Origin of the sequence: Marinobacter sp. DSM 26671, from assembly GCF_900112835.1 — a bacterium.
Taxonomy (GTDB): Bacteria; Pseudomonadota; Gammaproteobacteria; order Pseudomonadales; family Oleiphilaceae; genus Marinobacter; species Marinobacter flavimaris.
Window position 1 is genome coordinate 70,719 of sequence record NZ_FONF01000019.1, and the last position, 17,688, is coordinate 88,406.

Annotated in this window: 21 protein-coding genes; 12 read left to right on the forward strand and 9 right to left on the reverse strand. The window is 57.0% G+C overall.

Translation table 11 applies throughout. The annotated features are described in order from the left end of the window. The first annotated feature begins 277 nt into the window (after positions 1-277). Entirely contained in the window at positions 278-484 is a 207-nt protein-coding gene (locus BM035_RS17625) for a cold-shock protein (RefSeq protein WP_008172483.1), read from the forward strand. A gap of 150 nt (positions 485-634) precedes the next feature. Here BM035_RS17625 and BM035_RS17630 read toward each other — a convergent pair whose 3' ends face one another. Then, the gene (locus BM035_RS17630; RefSeq protein WP_092033408.1) at positions 635-2,731 is read right to left on the reverse strand and encodes a hypothetical protein; all 2,097 of its coding nucleotides are present in this window, start codon (positions 2,729-2,731) and stop codon (positions 635-637) included. A 172-nt stretch (positions 2,732-2,903) separates the two neighbouring features. Between BM035_RS17630 and BM035_RS17635 the strand changes: the two genes are divergently transcribed. Further along, on the forward strand, positions 2,904-3,551 hold the full coding sequence (locus tag BM035_RS17635) for a response regulator (protein WP_008172487.1): 648 nt from the start codon (positions 2,904-2,906) through the stop codon (positions 3,549-3,551). Here the strand turns inward: BM035_RS17635 and BM035_RS17640 are convergent. Further along, entirely contained in the window at positions 3,548-5,311 is a 1,764-nt protein-coding gene (locus BM035_RS17640; RefSeq protein ID WP_139216061.1) for a sensor histidine kinase, read from the reverse strand. The two genes, BM035_RS17635 and BM035_RS17640, sit on opposite strands and share 4 nt — an antisense overlap. Continuing rightward, positions 5,245-5,688, reverse strand: a complete 444-nt coding sequence (locus BM035_RS17645) for a hypothetical protein (RefSeq protein WP_092033413.1) — start codon at positions 5,686-5,688, stop codon at positions 5,245-5,247. The genes BM035_RS17640 and BM035_RS17645 overlap by 67 nt, the downstream gene beginning before the upstream one ends. A 196-nt stretch (positions 5,689-5,884) precedes the next feature. Here BM035_RS17645 and BM035_RS17650 point away from each other — a divergent pair, with 196 nt between their 5' ends. From BM035_RS17650 to BM035_RS17665, 5 genes are all read left to right on the forward strand, one after another. Beyond that, entirely contained in the window at positions 5,885-6,328 is a 444-nt protein-coding gene (locus BM035_RS17650) for a YHS domain-containing (seleno)protein (RefSeq protein WP_092033415.1), read from the forward strand. Positions 6,329-6,450: 122 nt separating this feature from the next. Then, on the forward strand, positions 6,451-6,618 hold the full coding sequence (locus BM035_RS22670; RefSeq protein ID WP_008172490.1) for a hypothetical protein: 168 nt from the start codon (positions 6,451-6,453) through the stop codon (positions 6,616-6,618). Positions 6,619-6,648: 30 nt separating this feature from the next. After that, complete coding sequence (locus BM035_RS17655; protein ID WP_092033417.1) at positions 6,649-7,329, forward strand: arginine N-succinyltransferase; 681 nt, start codon at positions 6,649-6,651, stop codon at positions 7,327-7,329. Between the two features lie 200 nt (positions 7,330-7,529). Continuing rightward, entirely contained in the window at positions 7,530-8,081 is a 552-nt protein-coding gene (locus tag BM035_RS17660) for a hypothetical protein (RefSeq protein WP_139216062.1), read from the forward strand. A 36-nt stretch (positions 8,082-8,117) separates the two neighbouring features. After that, a complete protein-coding gene (locus BM035_RS17665) occupies positions 8,118-8,732 on the forward strand; it encodes a PEGA domain-containing protein (RefSeq protein ID WP_014578102.1) in 615 nt (204 codons plus the stop codon). A 27-nt stretch (positions 8,733-8,759) separates the two neighbouring features. Here BM035_RS17665 and BM035_RS17670 read toward each other — a convergent pair whose 3' ends face one another. Further along, entirely contained in the window at positions 8,760-9,053 is a 294-nt protein-coding gene (locus tag BM035_RS17670) for a hypothetical protein (RefSeq protein ID WP_092033419.1), read from the reverse strand. 260 nt (positions 9,054-9,313) lie between these two features. Between BM035_RS17670 and BM035_RS17675 the strand changes: the two genes are divergently transcribed. Both BM035_RS17675 and BM035_RS17680 read left to right on the forward strand, forming a co-directional pair. After that, positions 9,314-9,658 (forward strand): PBPRA1643 family SWIM/SEC-C metal-binding motif protein, encoded by a 345-nt coding sequence (locus BM035_RS17675; RefSeq protein ID WP_092033421.1) that lies wholly within the window; start codon positions 9,314-9,316, stop codon positions 9,656-9,658. 27 nt (positions 9,659-9,685) lie between these two features. Continuing rightward, complete coding sequence (locus BM035_RS17680; protein WP_092033441.1) at positions 9,686-10,120, forward strand: DUF3010 family protein; 435 nt, start codon at positions 9,686-9,688, stop codon at positions 10,118-10,120. A gap of 72 nt (positions 10,121-10,192) precedes the next feature. On the opposite strand, the gene BM035_RS17685 is transcribed toward BM035_RS17680, so the two are convergent. Further along, on the reverse strand, positions 10,193-11,125 hold the full coding sequence (locus BM035_RS17685; RefSeq protein ID WP_092033423.1) for an MFS transporter: 933 nt from the start codon (positions 11,123-11,125) through the stop codon (positions 10,193-10,195). Between the two features lie 224 nt (positions 11,126-11,349). Between BM035_RS17685 and ggpS the strand changes: the two genes are divergently transcribed. Together ggpS and gtfA are read left to right on the forward strand one after the other, a co-directional pair. After that, a complete protein-coding gene (gene ggpS / locus BM035_RS17690; protein ID WP_092033425.1) occupies positions 11,350-13,623 on the forward strand; it encodes a glucosylglycerol-phosphate synthase in 2,274 nt (757 codons plus the stop codon). 17 nt (positions 13,624-13,640) lie between these two features. Beyond that, positions 13,641-15,083 (forward strand): sucrose phosphorylase, encoded by a 1,443-nt coding sequence (gtfA, locus tag BM035_RS17695; RefSeq protein WP_092033428.1) that lies wholly within the window; start codon positions 13,641-13,643, stop codon positions 15,081-15,083. Positions 15,084-15,240: 157 nt separating this feature from the next. On the opposite strand, the gene BM035_RS17700 is transcribed toward gtfA, so the two are convergent. The 4 genes from BM035_RS17700 to BM035_RS17715 form a co-directional block, all read right to left on the reverse strand. Beyond that, complete coding sequence (locus BM035_RS17700; RefSeq protein ID WP_092033430.1) at positions 15,241-16,188, reverse strand: ferric reductase-like transmembrane domain-containing protein; 948 nt, start codon at positions 16,186-16,188, stop codon at positions 15,241-15,243. Positions 16,189-16,355: 167 nt separating this feature from the next. Beyond that, positions 16,356-16,796: a DUF4174 domain-containing protein gene (locus BM035_RS17705; protein ID WP_092033433.1), complete on the reverse strand. Its 441-nt coding sequence runs from the start codon at positions 16,794-16,796 to the stop codon at positions 16,356-16,358. 97 nt (positions 16,797-16,893) lie between these two features. Further along, complete coding sequence (locus BM035_RS17710) at positions 16,894-17,073, reverse strand: DUF1294 domain-containing protein (RefSeq protein ID WP_092033443.1); 180 nt, start codon at positions 17,071-17,073, stop codon at positions 16,894-16,896. A gap of 87 nt (positions 17,074-17,160) precedes the next feature. After that, a complete protein-coding gene (locus BM035_RS17715; protein ID WP_254775531.1) occupies positions 17,161-17,502 on the reverse strand; it encodes a hypothetical protein in 342 nt (113 codons plus the stop codon). Between the two features lie 61 nt (positions 17,503-17,563). Between BM035_RS17715 and BM035_RS22435 the strand changes: the two genes are divergently transcribed. Continuing rightward, positions 17,564-17,688, forward strand: a 125-nt coding sequence (locus BM035_RS22435) for a helix-turn-helix domain-containing protein (RefSeq protein ID WP_139216063.1), incomplete at its 3' end; no start/stop codon positions are given.

Here is a 17,688-nt window from a genome sequence, read left to right on the forward strand (position 1 = left end):
CGAATGCGCACCGGGACAGATTTTTGTCCAGCAAACCAATCTGTCCCGGTTTTTCGCAACATTTGAAAACTTTGCTATGCAGGGCCTTTTAATTAGCGTACTGTCTTTCTCGTTGGAAAGATTTAGCAAAGCATTTCACGAATAAGACCTCTTGTGTTGCCACACCTTTTGTCCTGTTTTTGATCCTGCACGTTTTTTTATTTCCCGCATATCGCTGATCAATGATCACAACGATCCTTTGACGGCACCTTATTGATTAATTTCAGGATAACTATCTATGTCTACAATTACCGGCAACGTTAAGTTCTTCAACGAAGCAAAAGGTTTTGGTTTTATTACTCGTGAAGGCGGCGCAGACGTCTTTGTTCATTACAGCAATATTCAGGGTGGCGGTTTCAAAACTCTGGCCGAAGGCCAGGAAGTTGAGTTCACCGTGACTCAGGGCCAGAAAGGCCCGCAGGCAGAGAACGTTATTGGCCTGTAAATAACAGCCAATACGTAAACAAAAAAGGCAGCCCCAGGGCTGCCTTTTTTGTTTGAAAGAAGACGGGCAAGATCGCTGCTGGCACCCTACCCGTTTATTTTTGATATGCCGTTTACCTTGCCGATGAATGTTGCAGTTACCGAGTTCCTGTTAACAGGGCTCTGAAGGGCTGCACAATACAACACGGAAGAGCCCATTCTTGCCGTCTGGCCCCACAAAAGAGCCGTCTGGTTGCAGGCCGGATATACCATCTTCATCAAATCGCAATGACAAAATCATTTCGGCCGGCGCAGCCATTTTGAAATCCAGGATTTCGGTCACAACACCGTAATTGACGCCATCAACCGCGAACTGCTGCCCTTCCCTCGCGATCACGCGGGTATAACCTGAAGGGCTGGAGGCAAGCAGCAGACTCTTTCGGTTATTGATGTCCGCCTCATCGCTCGCCCGGAATGCCGCCCAGGATTGCCGGCTGAACGCCAATCTGGTTGTGTTCGAGCCCAAGTTAACAGCAAGCTCCACACTGGAGGCATCCGGCAAACCTCGAACGGGATCCCCTTCCTGGAAAAACACCTCCGTGGTGGCACTGGTTCCGTCGTTGGTCCAGACCAGCAAAGCGTCTTCCTGATCCAGGGTGCCGGAATTGACCAGGAAGGCCACGGAGTCGTCGGCGCCCACATCGAACGAGTTCGCGCCGCCAATGAAACCGGTGACCTCAAAGAGCGAGCCATCATCCAGCAGGAGCGTCTGCTCGCTACGGCTGATCCGGGTAAAATCACCGTTACCCAGCGAATCGGTGTAGATGCCCCGATTGGCCGGCCCGGAAACCCCTCTAAGAGCGTAGTAGAACACTTCACCGTTATCGGTCAGCAGAGGTCTCGCCGAGTTCAGATTATAAATAAAGTCCCGCGCGGAGCCGCCAGCCTCCCGCACGACTTCCCGATAGCTGCCATCGGCATTAAGGACGTATATACCGGTATCCTCCGAGCCGGCCAGCGCAGTCCCGTCCGCGTTTTGAAGCGACAGCCCAAACACCAGTTGCTCTGCCTGGTTGCTGTCGAAATCGAGGGAACCAAAGTTTTTAGGCTCGAGATTGCCAGGAAGTAGCGTTTCACCGGCCTTTAACGATTGGGCCTTCTGCCCCAAGCCTGTGATCGTCCAAAATGCGCTGCCCGCTGGATAAAACGAATCGTCTGCCACTTTGAAGGCATCCGTGTTCGACCCGGGCTTAAAGGTAATCGCACCATTGCCGTCTGAACTCAAGGACGAGAATAACCGATTACCCTGGATATTCTCTGTAAAGTAGATATTTCCCGCATCCAGTGTCGGAAACTCGGTGCCATTCCTCGCAGGGTCGCCTTCCCGGGCGATCACAGACGTTGTGCCGGCATTGCTGCGTAACAGCACCTCATTGTTAAGCCCATCGACCTGATCCGTCACCGAGCCCGATTGCTGGTTCAGGATACCGCCGAAGATGATTTGACCGGTGTTATCGATCAGTACGTTGAAAAAACCGTTGTAGGTAGCATCGCTTGAGGGCAGCGTGGCGTCGTCGGCCTGGATCAGGCTCAGGCCCGCGCCCGAACTGTAGCTGAAAATACCGTCTCTCAAGCTACCGCTGCTGTCCGTTTGATCGGTTGCACCGAGAATTGCGACGGCGCCAGACTGATTAACATCGAACCTCAGCTGGGTGCCAACTTCACCGCTGAACACGGCGCCACTGCCAATGCCCGGCGCCGGATCGCCACTTACCACGATGGGCGTGATCCCGCTGTCCAGGCCATCAACCGTCACTTCACTGGAATCGGTACAGCCCTCACTGTTGCAGGCGGCAACGACATAACGGGCGCCGTTGCGTTCGGTGAGGCTGATATTGTTGGTGTATTCGTTGGCAGTCAGGTCCGAACCTATCTGGGTAAAGCCGCTCACGCCGTCCGGGTCTTCAAACACGCGGTAAAAGTCTGCGTCGGCCACTGCCGGCCAGGTAAAAGTCAGCGTCCAGTCATCGTAGGCGGGCGTAACCACTGGCGCGGCTGGTGCGCCAGAGGCTGTGCCACCACCCCCGCCATCACCGCTGCTGTCCCCGGTATCACCGCTGTCAGCGACATCATCGCCACCGACCTCCTCGCTGGAATCTTCCTCAACCAGGTCATCATCATTTGAATCACTGCTCCGTAAGCAGCCCGCCAGGGCAAAGCACACGGCCAAAACGGTTAACACCCTGAGTATAACATTCAATGTTTTCATTCGACTGCCTCCTTGTTCGTAAAGCCGTTGCTTTACGCTGTCCGTCACTAGGCTATCGGACATGAACCAACGGCAGCAGACCGCACCTGAGGGGACCTTGGCCGGCTTTGACTCCCCCATTTGAGGGGGCTATGTTGAAAGAGCGGCAACCCAAGAGCATCAGGACGATCAAATGAAGTTGGGGTTTATTCTGGAAGATCACGCAGGCGCTCAGGATTGGCTGCGCGACGTGCTCAAGGAAGTTTTTCCGGAGATTTCGGTGACCGTTGCCAACCGGCTCACTGAGGCAAGGGATAAACTGTCTCACCTTCAACAGGCGGATCTTGAGCCGGACATTGCTCTGATTGATCTCAGCCTGCCAGACGGTAATGGCATCGACTTTATCCGCGACCTGCGCGAGGCGGTGCCCGAGTGCCTCTGCATCGTGATAACCATCCACGACGACGACCGCCATGTGTTCCCGGCACTACGGGCGGGCGCCAGGGGATACCTGCTGAAACAGCAATCCCAATCCGAGCTGGCTCGCCGGTTGGCGGGTATTATTGACGATGAGCCGCCACTGTCGCCGTCGGTGGCCAGGCGGGTTCTGGCAACCTTTGCACCGCCGGATACCATCGCACAGCCGGACCTGACCCCGCGTGAGCAGGAAGTACTGGAACTGATTGCCAGAGGCTTCACGCTGGCTCAGGTTGGCCAGGCCCTGGGCATTACCCGCCACACAACCGCCGGTTACGTGAAAACCGTGTATCGCAAGCTGGAGGTGTCCTCCCGGGCGGAAGCCACCCGGGAAGCCATGCGCATGGGTATGATCGACAGCTAGGCTGCCGGCAGCGTCAGCTCCACAACAAAGCCGCCTTCCGCCAACACCCGGCAATCAACACGACCGCCCAGGTCCTCGGCACGAACCTGCATGGTTCTGAGGCCGTGCCCGTCACCCTGGCCATCCAGGGTCTCGCCTTTGCCGTTGTCGGAAACCCGCACGAGAAGATGGTCGCTATCACGACTCCACGTTACCTCTACCCGATCAGCATTGGCGTGTTTGATGATATTGGAAATTGCTTCCCTGAGAATGCGCGCGATATTGGCAGCAGCCCGGGCCGAAAGCTCCTGGTCAGACAGCCTCATGGGATCTGCCTGCCAATCCAGTTCGATACCCGAGTCCGTCAGCCGCTGGCGTATTTCACCCTCACAGCCGTTGGCCACCTCCAACAGACTGGCTGGTGTCCCTGCAGTGGTATCTACCAGCCCATGCAGGTCCCTCAGGGCCGATCGGGCCACCTCGCGCACCGTTCCTGTGTCCGTGGCGTACACGAGGCTCAGCAACCGGGCACCCAGATCGTCATGAAGATCCCGCATGATTCTGCTGCGCTCCTTCTTCGCCCCCGCATCACGGGCCTGCAGCGCCTGCAACGCCTTTCCAGTAAGGTCATACAGCAGGTTCGCCACCCGCATATCCTCCTTGGTAAACAGCCGGGCCCCATTGCTGGCAAATTCCAGGCTCGCCCGCCGGGTATCACCCGGTAGCGCAGGCAGCTCCATCAACACACCGTCTGCCGATACTGCCACCGCGGCCTTTTTATCCGGCGCATCGGGCATCTCCAGACTGAGTGGCTGAAACGTCATGCGCAGCAGATCCGGCCAGGCCCTGCGAACTTCCGCTTCCGTAGAGGCAGAAAAAAGCTTATCCACCAGCTCCCTGAGAGCCTCGTTCAGAGAAATGCTGGAACGCTGCCCGAATCGATCCCAAAGCCATTGCCGCAATGGAAAGTAAAGCCAGCCCGCAATGGCAAGCGAAAGAGTCAGCGCATAGGTGCTGGTCAAACCAACGCCCATGATCAGGATCGCATCCAACACCAGCACCATCAGCCCCCCGGCAAACCAGAGCCAGGTCTTGAACCACCATCGCTCAATATCAAACAGGCGATAGCGCACCAGCCCCGCCGCGATGCCAAGGTACAGAATCAGGTAGGCGCCGAACCCCACCAGCAGCGGCACGAGCGGGGGGTGGCCGAAGGCTGGCGGTATGATCACCAGCCCCATCAGCAAAACACTGCCCAGGAAAATTGCCAATACACACCACTTCAGGGCAGCGCGTTCGAGGGGGCGACCTTTCGAGGCCACCCATTGGGCAGCCGCAAAGCACAAGCCAAGTACATAACCGACGACAATGGGCAGGTAGACCGTCACCTGGGCGCTTTCGCCCACCTGGAGTTCGCTCAGAACCCACATGATCAGCGCGATGCAAATCATCAGTGCCGGAACGGGAAAACGGGCAAGCGGGCGCGGATACACCCAGAATAGGGAGACCAGGGAAGCGTTCACCATGAGCGTGGCCAGGTGGTTAACCGCAGAAACCACCGCAAACACATCGCCACTCAGCACAAACTCCCGATCGCCGTAGATGGCAAGAGTCAGGGTGTTCACCATGGTTGCTACGCCGGAAAGCGCGTAAAGCCGGGTCGCTGCGCTTTTCGGGCGGAAGGCCCAGATGCCAACCGCCACCATCAAAGCAATCAGCCCGTAAAAGGTGTGAATCGAAAAGCCGCCCGAGAGCTGATGCCACGGCGTATCGATGGCCACAGCCGGCACCTGGTCACCGGATGCGAGAACAAACCGTGCCCGCCTGAGCGCAGCGCCTGATCCAACTCGGTCTGGCGCTTCATAAACAGATTAAGATCGGTGTGGCTTAGCAGGTCTGGTTCTTCCATCACCAGATTGCCATGCAGTGGGATTTGCCGACCATCCGCCGCGTGCAGCCCCACAATTACGCTGCCCACCCGAATAACACCGGCGTTCGGTGAATCCGGGTGCACCCGATCAACCCGGAGCCCTTCCGGCCCATCATGGGGCGAAAGCTCAAGCCCCAGCCAGGGCGACGACAGCGCAACCTGCGCTGAGATGGCAATCGCCGCCAGGGCCAGAATGGCAATCAGCAGAAACCGCTGCCTGGGTGCCATCTGAAATCCTCCACAATCCCTATAGATTGCTTTTCAGATTAGCCACCCAAGGGAGGATTTGCGACACCCTGAATGAGGGGGCCGGTTTTCCCACGTTAACGTCGATCCAGTGAAACAAAACTGATGATTCCGGTTCTAAAACCGGATAGCACGGCGCAGAATTCCAAAATGCCTGAAATCCTTCGGGGAAATCGATATGAACAGACAGCTGACATTCATCACCCTCGCACTCTTCTTGACCGCCAGCGCCTGGGCCTCTGAGCCTGCCGTCTACACCGGCCTGCTGAGCAATACCGGGGCGGGCGGCTACGACACAGTCAGCTACTTCGAAACGGGAAAACCAGCCAAAGGCTCGCGCGAATACACCACAGAGCACCTGGGCGTAACCTGGCGATTCGCGAGTGCGGAGAACCTGACGCGCTTCGAAGCCAATCCTGAACGCTACTTGCCTGCCTATGGCGGCTACTGCGCCTGGGCGGTTGCCCAAGGCTACCTCGCCAAAGGCGACCCTCAACACTGGGCCATCCGCGATGGCCGGCTGTATCTCAACTACAATGAGTCAGTTCAGGATCGATGGCTGAAGGACACAGAGGGCTTCATTCGTCAGGCAGACGCCAACTGGCCAAAGGTTCTGGAATAACGAATAGAATTGGTCTCGGTTTAATCTCAAACACACCGGTGGTAGCAAGCCCGCCAGCGGTCTGCCCCGCTGCAAATACCGTACTATTCATGATGCATTTTAAATCAGGACCGGGGTGTCTTATGGAATACGAACACGCTATTGTGAAATTTGAAGGCGACGTTGCCGTTCTGCTCTGCAACGGCTGTGGCATCAAGATCACAGAGGGCACCAAGCACGAGGACCGTGAGCATTACTGCACCATGTGCATGAGCGGGAATTGCAAAGCGAAATTCAAAAAAGGGAACTGAAACCACCGCGTTAAAGCGGTGTCATCGGCAATGAACGAAACAACCGACGATAAACCAACATCCGCTCCACCACCCGCAAAGAAGGGCTTCAGTGGCTTACACGTCTTTGGCATTGTCCTGCTCACCATCGTTGCCACAGCAGGCATTGGTTACTGGTGGTTAAGCCACTATGTGTTCCCAGACAACTTCGAACCCGTAACCCTGAATGCCAGTGAACAGGATTCACTCAACAGCAAATTGAACACCCTGGGGATTGACACCCAAGGTGGTGGATCTGCCGGCCCGTTAAAGCCAGAGCCCTACAGTGAGGAAGGTGCCAGCCGGGAGGTACGCTTCAGCGAGCGGGAACTCAACGGCATGCTCGCCAACAACACGGATCTGGCTCAACGCCTCGCCGTCGATCTCTCGGACGATCTTCTGAGTGCGGTGCTTCTCGTACCTTTTGAAGAGGGTTTCCCTGTACTCGGCGGCAGAACGGTGCGAGTAAATGCGGGAGTGGAACTCTCCTTTGCCAACGGTCGCCCGCTGGTTAAGTTAAAGGGAGTGAGCCTGATGGGCGTTCCCATCCCCAACGCCTGGCTGGGCAACCTCAAGAACGTGGATCTGGTCAACGAGTTCGGTGCCAACCCGGGGTTCTGGCAATCCTTTGCAGCGGGCGTGGACTATATCCAGGTCCAGGATGGGCGGTTGCTCGTTCGGCTCAAGGAGTAGCGTCTAGCAGAAAAAGCCCGCAGCACTGGAACAGACTCCAGAGCGGCCTCTCCGTGACATTTCACGAGATTTTACTCCGGTTAGCCCCTCAGTTCATAGCAAGCTCACCAACGCTCGGCTACCATGGCGCGCCGCCATAAGCTCCGGCGTGTCGGCAGGGAATAACTCAAAATAATCAATCAAGTAAGAAGGAATCTACTGTGCGAAACGCAAGGATCCTGGCAGTGCTGGCTGCTCTGCTGTACCTCACCGGCTGCGCCTCCGGCGCCAAAATGGGCAACATGGTGTATGAGGGGCCAGTGAAGGCCTACGACACAGCCCTGGAAGACAATGTGGATGTCACCAACGTATCTGGCGGTGAAAAAACAAACCCCGCCTGGACTTCTGAAATCGACAACGACGCGTTCGCTGGCGCCCTGAAGCAAACCCTGCAGAAACAGGGACTGCTCGCAGGCTCCGGCCGCTACCAGCTCGAAGCGCTCCTGCTGGAAGTTGACCAACCCATGTTCGGTCTGGACTTCGAGGTAACCACCCACGTGAGATACATCCTCACTGACCGCGATAACAACGGTGCCGTGGTTCTGAATGAAACGGTTGTCGCCCCCTACACCGCCACCATTGGCGATGCATTCGCCGCTATCAAGCGCCTGAGACTGGCCAACGAAGGCTCCGGCAAAGCCAACATTCAGGGTCTGCTCGACAAACTCGCCGAACTGCAAATCCAGCCCGGTGACGTCTCCCTCACGCAATAACGTTTCTGGAACCACGTTCTACAACAAGGAAGAACCATGAAGTACTCCCTACTCCTCACACTCGCTGCAATCGCGTTTCTGTCGACCGGTTGCGCGTCGGTCGTCTCAGGAACCGACCAGAAGCTCACCTTCAACAGCGAGCCCGAAGAAGCCACCGTTACGGTTTCCGGCCGAGTGCTCGGTAAAACGCCACTGACGGTGCCAGTGGATCGGGGCTCCAACCAGTCCATTACCTTTGAGAAGGAAGGCTACAAGACCTACACCGCTCAGCTCTCTACCACAACCAACCCCTGGTTCTTCGGGAACATCGTGATCGGCGGGCTTCTGGGTTCCACTACCGATGGTGTTTCAGGGGCCATTCATGAGTTCTCGCCGGACCAGTACTTCGTCACCCTGAAGCCTGACACCCCGACCGGGATCTCCACCTCCAAGCCGCGACAGATCAAGGAAATCATCATCGCGTTCAGCGGAGAGTTTCGCCACCAGCTGGCAAGCGGTGGCGGTGAAAAGGTGGACACCATCGTGCAACTGCTGGGTGTCGATGCCTCCCAGAAAGACACCACCATCCGGGCACTGAACCAGCTCGCGCTGGCGAACCAGAACGACCTGGAGCTGGCCAAGACGATTATTGAGGTTTACGGCGTTCAATAGAGTGCCACTCTGGAAAATTTCCAGCCATTACATGGATGTTTTATCCCCTTCGGACATTCCATCCTTTTTCATGGCGTCTTTTTCCATACCCTCTTTCTTCATGTCCTCATCCATCATGCTTTCGGTCTTCATCCCGTCATGCATGGTGTCCATGGTGTCGGACTTCATGGAGTCTTTGGCCATGCCGTCATCTTTCATGTCGTCCTGCATCATAGTGTCGTCCATTCCCTTGTTGCCCTTGTCCATGTCGTCTGCATGGGCCGGGGCCATCAGGACCAGGGCGGTACCGAGGGCCAAAAGCGTCGCTGTCAGGCTTTTCATTGTGCATTCTCCTTATTGGAAATAGTGTCTATTTGACACTGCCGACCCCATACCTGAAGACCAGCAGCATCAGAATGCAGACTAAGCAGGAACGCTTACGCAGCCGTCACGGCTGGGTAAAAAGTCGATCAAGGAAAGGTCACAAAACCGTCACGGGGGAGCGGACGGATTTCGTATCTCCCTATATCGCCGTCTCCATAAGCATGCTAAAAGACTCCTCCCGGCAATAGCCCGGGCATTCTCCCCATCAGGATCTCAGCATGTCAGACAAATTTTTCTTCAAAGGCCGGCAGGACGCACGCCAGCACCACACCACTTACGGCGGCTTTCAGACCAACGCCAGCCAGAAGAGTGGCAGCAAGAAATACCCGCTTACGCTGGTGGTGACCAGTGACGCGCGCAAGCAGGAAGTCGAAGCGCAAGTGGCCAAGGCAAAGCTGTACGCGAACATTTCGGTGGATACCCGCGAGGGTGCCGTTGAGTCCATTACCGAACTTACCGCTATCCTGACCAAAGGCGGGACCGTTACCGCGGTAAAATCGCCTTCACGTAACGATATCTGCAACTGCGGTAGCGGGCTCAAATTCAAGAAGTGCTGCGGCTGATAACCGGCGGAGACGGGGGAAATGGCTATGATTGTTTGCGGCGTTGAGCTTACCGGCAGTGATGCAGTGGTGTGTTTGCTGAATATGGACCGGGGGCAGTTCAATTTGCCGGAATGCAAGGTGCGCAAACTGTCACTGCCAAAAAACCATAGCCGTGAAGACCTGAAGCAGTTCCAGGCGGCCTTTGCGGCATTAATGGCCGAGTACGGCGTGACTCACGTTGCGATCAAAGAGCGAATGCCCAAAGGCAAATTTGCCGGTGGTGCTGTCAGCTTCAAAATGGAAGCCGCCATTCAACTGATCACCGATATCGAATTGACGGTGACCCTGCTGCCCTCCGCCCTCATCAAGTCCACCCTGGCAGCCAACCCGCTGCCTATTGCGTTTGCCGATACGGGATTGAAGGCCTTCCAGGAAGCGGCCTTCGTTTCCGCCTATGTAGGGCAGCTACAGAGCCAATGACTTCCCGGCTATCGGAAGCTCGAACGCGGGTCACTCAGCGTCCGTGGAGCGGTGAGCCGGTGCAATAACTATCTACCGCTCAATCATTTCAACAATCTCATGGGACGATTGCGCCATCGGCTCAAAATGCGCCTGCCCGCCCGCGGTGAGCACGGAGACATGGCGTACCTGATAGATCGCATAGGTGGCGAGCAAGCCCAGAACAACCGCCATGTAAACAGGCATGCCCTGCGGGCCCACCAGATTCATAATCAAACCCACGAGCAGAGGCGCCAGGGCAGCGCCCACAATGGTGAGGCTCATCAACAGCCCCACCTCCGACAACCCGAATCCGAGCTTGCTCGCGTACAACGGCGCCATCGCCCAGAAAGCGCCCATGGCCAGGCCGGAGAGCGCCGAGGTAGCAACGGCCAGCGGCGCAAAGCCGATGATCTTCTTCAGACTGCTCTTCGCCCGCTCGGGAATGTGGGGTTGGCTGCGACTGCTGATGGTGATGGGCAGCAGCGCCCAGCAACTGAGGATGGCCGACACCGAAAACAGTACCAACAGCTCGCCCGGGCTCAGCCTGAGCAGTTGCTGAGCAAGGGCAATTCCCCCAAGGTTGACCACCATATACATGGCGAAGACCCGCCCGCGCTCGTGCTTCTCAGCGCGGGCGTTTAGCCAGCTCTCCGTCACCGTCATCAGGGTGACCAGGGACAATCCGTAAAGGAAGCGAAGCGCCATCCATGCCCAGGGATCGACCCACAGGGAGTGCAGCAACGCGATGGACGCGCACACCGCCGCGCAGAAGGCAAAGGTACGGATATGGCCCATGCGGCGGATCAAACGGCCACTGATAAAGATGCCGCAGGCGAACCCCACGAAAAAACCGGACATGATGACGCCGATCCGCGCCGTGGAAAAACCCTGCTCATTGGCCGTGACCGCCAGCAGCGTATTCAACAAGCCACTGCCGAGCTGTAATAGCGCGACACTCGCGAGAATTGCACCAATAGGGCGCATTAAAGTCCAGATACACACCTCCCTGCCCTGAAATGAAAGGGCTTGTTCGCCTCAGACAGCAAGCACTTGGGGTGTGTTGTTCAGTTTTTGTATCGCCCTGATCGCCGTGCCACTGCTTACTGGCCTGCAATCGCTGCGCCATAGGTGACGCAGTTAAATCCGATTCCGGTATGAAAGCTGCAACGCATCCCTTATCTGAGCAAAAGTTTCGATAGGAGCAGACTATGTTACTGGCCACCGATCTCGATGGTACTTTTCTCGCGGGTGATCCCGACAACCGCCTCAAGCTCTACCGACTGATTGCCGCCCACCCCGAAATCGACCTTGTATTTGTGACCGGTCGCGGCCTGGAATCCGTGCTGCCGCTGCTGTCCGACCCCACCATTCCGCGGCCGGACTACATCATCTGTGACGTCGGCTGCACCGTGGTTCAGGGCGAGACCCAGCAGGCCATCCAACCGCTGCAAGGCGAGATCGACGAACTCTGGCCGGGCGAACAGATGATCGAAGACGCCCTGCTCCCCTTTGAAGGCCTGCAGCGACAGGAAGTCCCCCAGGAACGCCGCGTGTCCTATTTCTGCGACGGCGATGTGGTCACTGACGAGATGGTCGCCCGCATCGAGGCGCTGTCCTGCACTGCGCTCTTCTCCAACCACAAGTACCTAGATATCCTGCCCCAGGGCGTGAACAAGGGGCGTACCCTGTCACGACTGGTGAAACACCTGAACGTCGACCCGGAATCCGTGCTGGTGGCCGGCGACACCCTGAATGACCTGTCGATGTACGAGCACGGCTTCAAAGGCGTGTGCGTGGGCGAATCTGAGCCCGGCCTGCTGGACGCTACCATGCACAAGGCAAGGGTTCTTCACGCCGGGGCAACCGGCTGTGGCGGTATCCTTGAGGCGTTCGAACACTTCGGGTATCTCGGCCATCTGGGCATTGAAGCGGAAGCGCCGGACTACATGAACCGGGGCAAATCCGACCTGGTGATCGTATACCACCGCCTGCCCTACGAAGAAGTGGTGGAAAACGGCGAACTGATCCGCCGTCGCCCCAAATCCCCCAATGGCATCATCCCCACGCTGCTGAGCTTCTTTGCCGACGGCAAAGCCGGCTCCTGGGTGGCCTGGTCCATTGACGATCCGGACCTGGGCCCGTTCCAGACCCACACCGAAGTGGATACCGACCGCTACGAAAAACTGGTGGCCGCGCGGGTGCCCCTAAGCAAAGACGACGTCGAGATTTTCTACAAGCGGTTCTCCAAGGAAGCCTTCTGGCCAACCCTGCACACCTTCTGGGAGCGGGCCACCTTCCACGATGATCACTGGCAGGTGTTCCTCAAGGTCAACAAGCAGTTTGCGGAGCGCGCGGCCGAGGAAGCCGCAGAGAACGCGGTGGTGTGGATTCACGATTACAATCTATGGATGGTGCCGGCCTATCTGCGCGAGATTCGCCCGGACCTCACCATTGCCTTTTTCCATCACACCTATTTCCCCTCAGCAGACGTGTTCAACGTCCTGCCCTGGCGCCGTGAAATCGTTGGCAGCCTGTTGCAGTGCGATCACATCGGCTTCCACATTCCCAGGCAGGCGGAAAACTTTGTCGATGTGGCGCGCGGCGTCACGCCCCTGGAAGTCACCGAGAAGGCCGGCTGTGCCCCACGGTTCCTGACCTACGGCTGTGCCGTGGGTCTTGATGAGATGAGCACCGAAATCAAGGTGAATGATCGCAAGATCGGCCTGGGCGCCCACCCGGTGGGGCTGGACCTGAACCGGGTGCGACATGCCCTGGAGGACCAGAGCGTGATTGACCGCATGGAAACCCTGCGTAACGAACTGATGGACGTTCGGCTGATTCTTTCGGTCGAGCGCCTGGACTTTACCAAAGGCATCATCGAAAAACTGGACGCCTACGAACGCATGCTCAACGAGCACCCGGAGCTGAAAACCAAAGTTACCCTGATGATGGTTTGCGTGCCGGCGGCCGCCGGGATGACCATCTACGAGGAACTGCTTTCGCAGATCGAGCAGACGGTCGGTCGCATCAACGGCCAGTTCGCACAGGTGGGCTGGACGCCCGTGCAATTCTTCTTCCGCGCCCTGCCGTTCGAGGAACTGGTGTCTTACTACACCATGGCGGACGTGATGTGGATTACACCGCTGCGGGACGGCCTGAACCTGGTGGCCAAGGAATACATTGCCACCCAGGGCCTGACCCAGGGCAGTGGCAGGCTGGTGCTCTCGGAATTCGCCGGCGCCGCCGCCGAACTGCGCGGTGCCATCCTGGCCAATCCCCACCACCCCCAGGACCTTGCCGACACCTGCTACTACGCCCTGGCCATGAGCCGCAGCGAAGCACAGAATCGGCTCAGCGAGGCCTTTGAAGTGGTCAGCCGTTACGACATCGATTACTGGGGGCGGGAATTCATCGACACCGCCGAACAGCGCCGCGCCACCAAACTGGAGAAAATTCTGCCCATTGGTCATTGCGCCGCCTGAACGGAGGAAACCACACCATGTTGCTCAAAAATGCGGTGCAGCTGATCTGTTATCCGGACCGGATCGGCAACAATCTGAAAGACCTTTACACCGTGGTGGACACGCATCTGTCCGAAGCCATCGGCGGGCTGCACATCCTGCCGTTTTTTCCCTCCAACGCCGATGGCGGCTTCTCGCCGCTGACCCACAAGGAAGTGGACCCGAAGGTTGGCACCTGGGACGACATCGAAGCCTTTACGGCAAAGTACGATCTGTGCGTGGATCTGACGGTTAATCATATCTCGGACGAATCGCCGGAGTTCACCGACTTCATTGCCAACGGCTTCGACTCGGAATACGCCGATCTGTTTGTGCACGTGGACAAATTCGGCGAGATCTCACCGGACGACATGGCGAAGATTCACATCCGCAAGGAGAAAGAACCCTTCCGGGAAGTGACCCTGTCCGACGGCACCAAAACCCGAGTGTGGTGTACCTTCACCGAGCAGCAGATCGACCTGAATTACGAATCCGACCTGGCCTATCAGCTGATGGAAAGCTACATCGGATTTCTGACATCAAAAGGGGTTAATCTGCTGCGGCTGGACGCCTTCGGATACACCACCAAACGGATCGGCACCAGCTGCTTTCTGGTGGAACCGGAGGTGTATCAGATCCTCGACTGGGTCAACCAGGTTGCCTTGAAACACGGGGCGGAATGCCTGCCGGAAGTACACGACCACACCAGCTACCAGTACGCCATCAGCCGGCGCAACATGCACCCCTACGGCTTTGCCCTGCCGCCGCTGCTGCTCTATTCACTGCTGGACGCCAACAGCACCTACCTGAAAAACTGGCTGCGAATGTGCCCGCGCAACATGGTCACCGTGCTGGATACCCATGACGGCATCTGCATTCCCGATGTGGAAGGCGTTTTGCCGGATGAGAAAATCAAAGTACTGATCGACAACATCGACGCCCGCAGCGCGGACCCCATCATGCGGCGTTCAGCGGCCAACATTCACAGCGTGGGTGCCATCTATCAGCTCACCTGCACCTTTTATGACGCGCTGATGCAAAACGACGACGCCTACATCGCCGCCCGGGCCATCCAGTTTTTCACCCCGGGCATCCCACAGGTTTACTACGTGGGGCTACTGGCCGGCTGTAACGATCACGAACTGATGGAACAAAGTGGCGAGTTGCGAGACATCAATCGGCATTACTACAGCCTGGAAGAGGTGGAGCAGGACATCCAGAAACCGGTGGTACAACGCCTGCTAAGCCTGATGAAGTTCCGCAGCAACTACCCGGCCTTTGATGGGCACTTCGAACTGAACTATTCCAACAACTCAAGCGTGGCCATGGCCTGGCGCCATGGAGACTATTACTGCCACCTGTTTGTAGACCTGAACTTCAAAACCGTGAAGGTCACTTACACCGATGTGGACACGGGGGAAACCAGACACCTGGAGTGCTGACCGAGGGGCTGGATGCGCATCGGACTCACCTGATCATACCCCTGGCCTGCCTTGGCATCAGCGCAGCACAAAAACCAGCAGGATCAGGACCAGGGTAATATTCAGCCCCCAGATGACCAGAGAAAGCCGCCGCCGCTGAGTCAACCGCTGGATTGGATTAGTCATAGCTGAACCGCTCCGAGAGAATCCGGTGAGCGGGTGTGCCCCGCTGGATAAGATGATCCTCAACAACATCCATCATGACCGCCGGGCCGCACATCACAAACACCCAGTCACGATACTCCTGCTCTGAAAAGACGCGATCCATCAGCTCGCCATCAATGGAAATGGAGAAAGGGTGTTCCTTCATCGAGAAAGGGCTTTGCCCCACATTCAGCCAGGCGAATTGCCCGGCCTGATAATCCAGCCCACGGTGACCGTTGGGGGTCACCGTCACTTCCCATTGCTTCGGCGTCAACCGAACGACAGACGTCACGCGCCAGGGGCGAGCCTTCTGCAGCCAGGGAACCACCAGGTAAACCATCAGCAGTGACCCAACCGCCACACCCGTCATGACCAGCCACACCCAGGTCATCACCGGCTGCGATCCGTAACGCCCGGCATACACGGTATGGTGCAACAGAAGTACCGCGATCAGCAGCGCGCCAATCCCGTGTAACAGGCGCCATGTCTCGTATCGGTAGCCCAGCTGGGTGCGCCCGATGGCCATGACAACAAGGCCGGTGAGCAACAGCCAGGCGACAATCCCTGTCGCCAGATCGGAAAAATCCGTCGTGAGCGTCAACTGGCGCGTGGGGTCCCATGGGCGCTGCCCTCCTGTCGGCGTTCCCTGGTAAAGAAACGGGTGCAGCAGAGCAAAAGCCAGTGCCGTGCGAGCCATGACCTGATGAAACCGCATGGTCACATCCATGCCGACGTCATTTGAAATGGCCCGGAAACGTCCGGACAGGATGAATTCCACGAGGATCATCGAAAAAGCAAGAATGCCAAGGCCGGAGGCCAGTTCCTGGTGGAACTGGCGTGGTGGACCTCCTACCCATGCGGACAGGAGCAACGGCAGGGTGACAGCGACAAGGTAAGCAACGATCAGAAAAAGCGGTTTCATCTGGCTAGTTTGCTTCCCTTCCTTTGGTCATTCAATCTACCCAACTTCAAAGCCTGCCAGAAACCCTCACCCCAATGGGGTCATGTGGCATGGAGTGGAATGTCAATCTCAGTCGACGTAAGGCCCTTCCAGTATAGCCCTTGAACACGGAGATAGAGCCAGGTGCTTCAATCAGAGCGCATCTCTCGCATGCGCATTGGCATGCGGTCGATACGGCGGAAAATAGCGTCGAGATCGAGACTGGGCTCTCGGCTTTTCATACCGCCGTCCTTGCCGATCAACAGAACCCTCTCATCCGAACGGAACTGGTCAAGCAGAGCCTTGATCTCGCTCTCTAGACTGCTCGAAACCCCATCCTGATTTGAAACCAGGTCTGCGCCGGTGTTTACAAACCAGACGATATCACGGTCATCTACTGCGGCCCGGGCACTCCTGAGCGTGTCAATCTCGCCGCCATTCTTATCTGCGGCTTGCACCAGAATCAGTCGGTTTTTCCACTGATAGTCGCTCAGGCTGTTCATGCCGGCCCCTTGAGTATTCAGTGTGATGAGTAAAAGCATCAACGTCAGAATGGTGCGCTTTTTGGTGAAGGCTAAGTTGAAGCTCATTTTCTTGCTCCCGTTATCGTTCTCCCTGTAGAGCTACGAGAATTTGTGCTCAGTTGATCAGGCGAACTGCCTGAGTGGATCGTGAAACCAGTGGCGATTACCAGATAAGCGGCTGCAAAGACTTCGAAAAATCAAAGCCCAACTGCTGGGCGACCAGTGCGCCGGGCCAGTGACAAAACAGCTCGAACAGGTGCAGCGTGTTTTCCGCGATGCGCTGACCACCCCGCTTTGCTGACCGCTTATCAAAATACCCAAATCGGGTATTTTTGTACCCAATTTGGGCTTCGAATGCTTCGACTGGATTTTATTGGCTCAATGAGGTGAGGAGCCCTGGATTCGATGCAAGAGTTTGACGATACGTTTTTCAATCGGTCGTTAGCCTGAGCACCGCCTCCTCGATCTCTTCTGCAATTTTGAGAACACTCTGAACCAAGGCAGGGCTCAGGTCGATCTCCCCTTCATATTCCGCCAGATTTCTCTTTCTATGGGCTTGATCAAGCACCCGCCATTTCGCCGCCGACAACCCCAGGGTGTGTTGTAAACATTGAAAGACGAGATAGCGATTGTCCGACCGATAACCGCAATTGCGTATTCCAGACCAAAGTTGCCACTGATTCCAGACGAAGCCTGCCACCCATTCCACGCGAAAGCTGCCACTGATTCCACGGCAAAGCTGCCACCCCGGCAGGCTGCCTGACTTCCCCATCAAAACGTTCGACGCGGGATAACTAACGGTACTCTGACCCTTTTCATCCGGAGAGGGTCAGATGCCAGCGAAGAGGTTATCCATGCGTAAGATCAAAGAAGTCCTTCGCCTCAAGTGGGAGCGAGGGCTGAGCAACCGTCAGGTTGCGGCGGCCTGCGGTATCAGCCGTCCCACCGTGAGCGAATA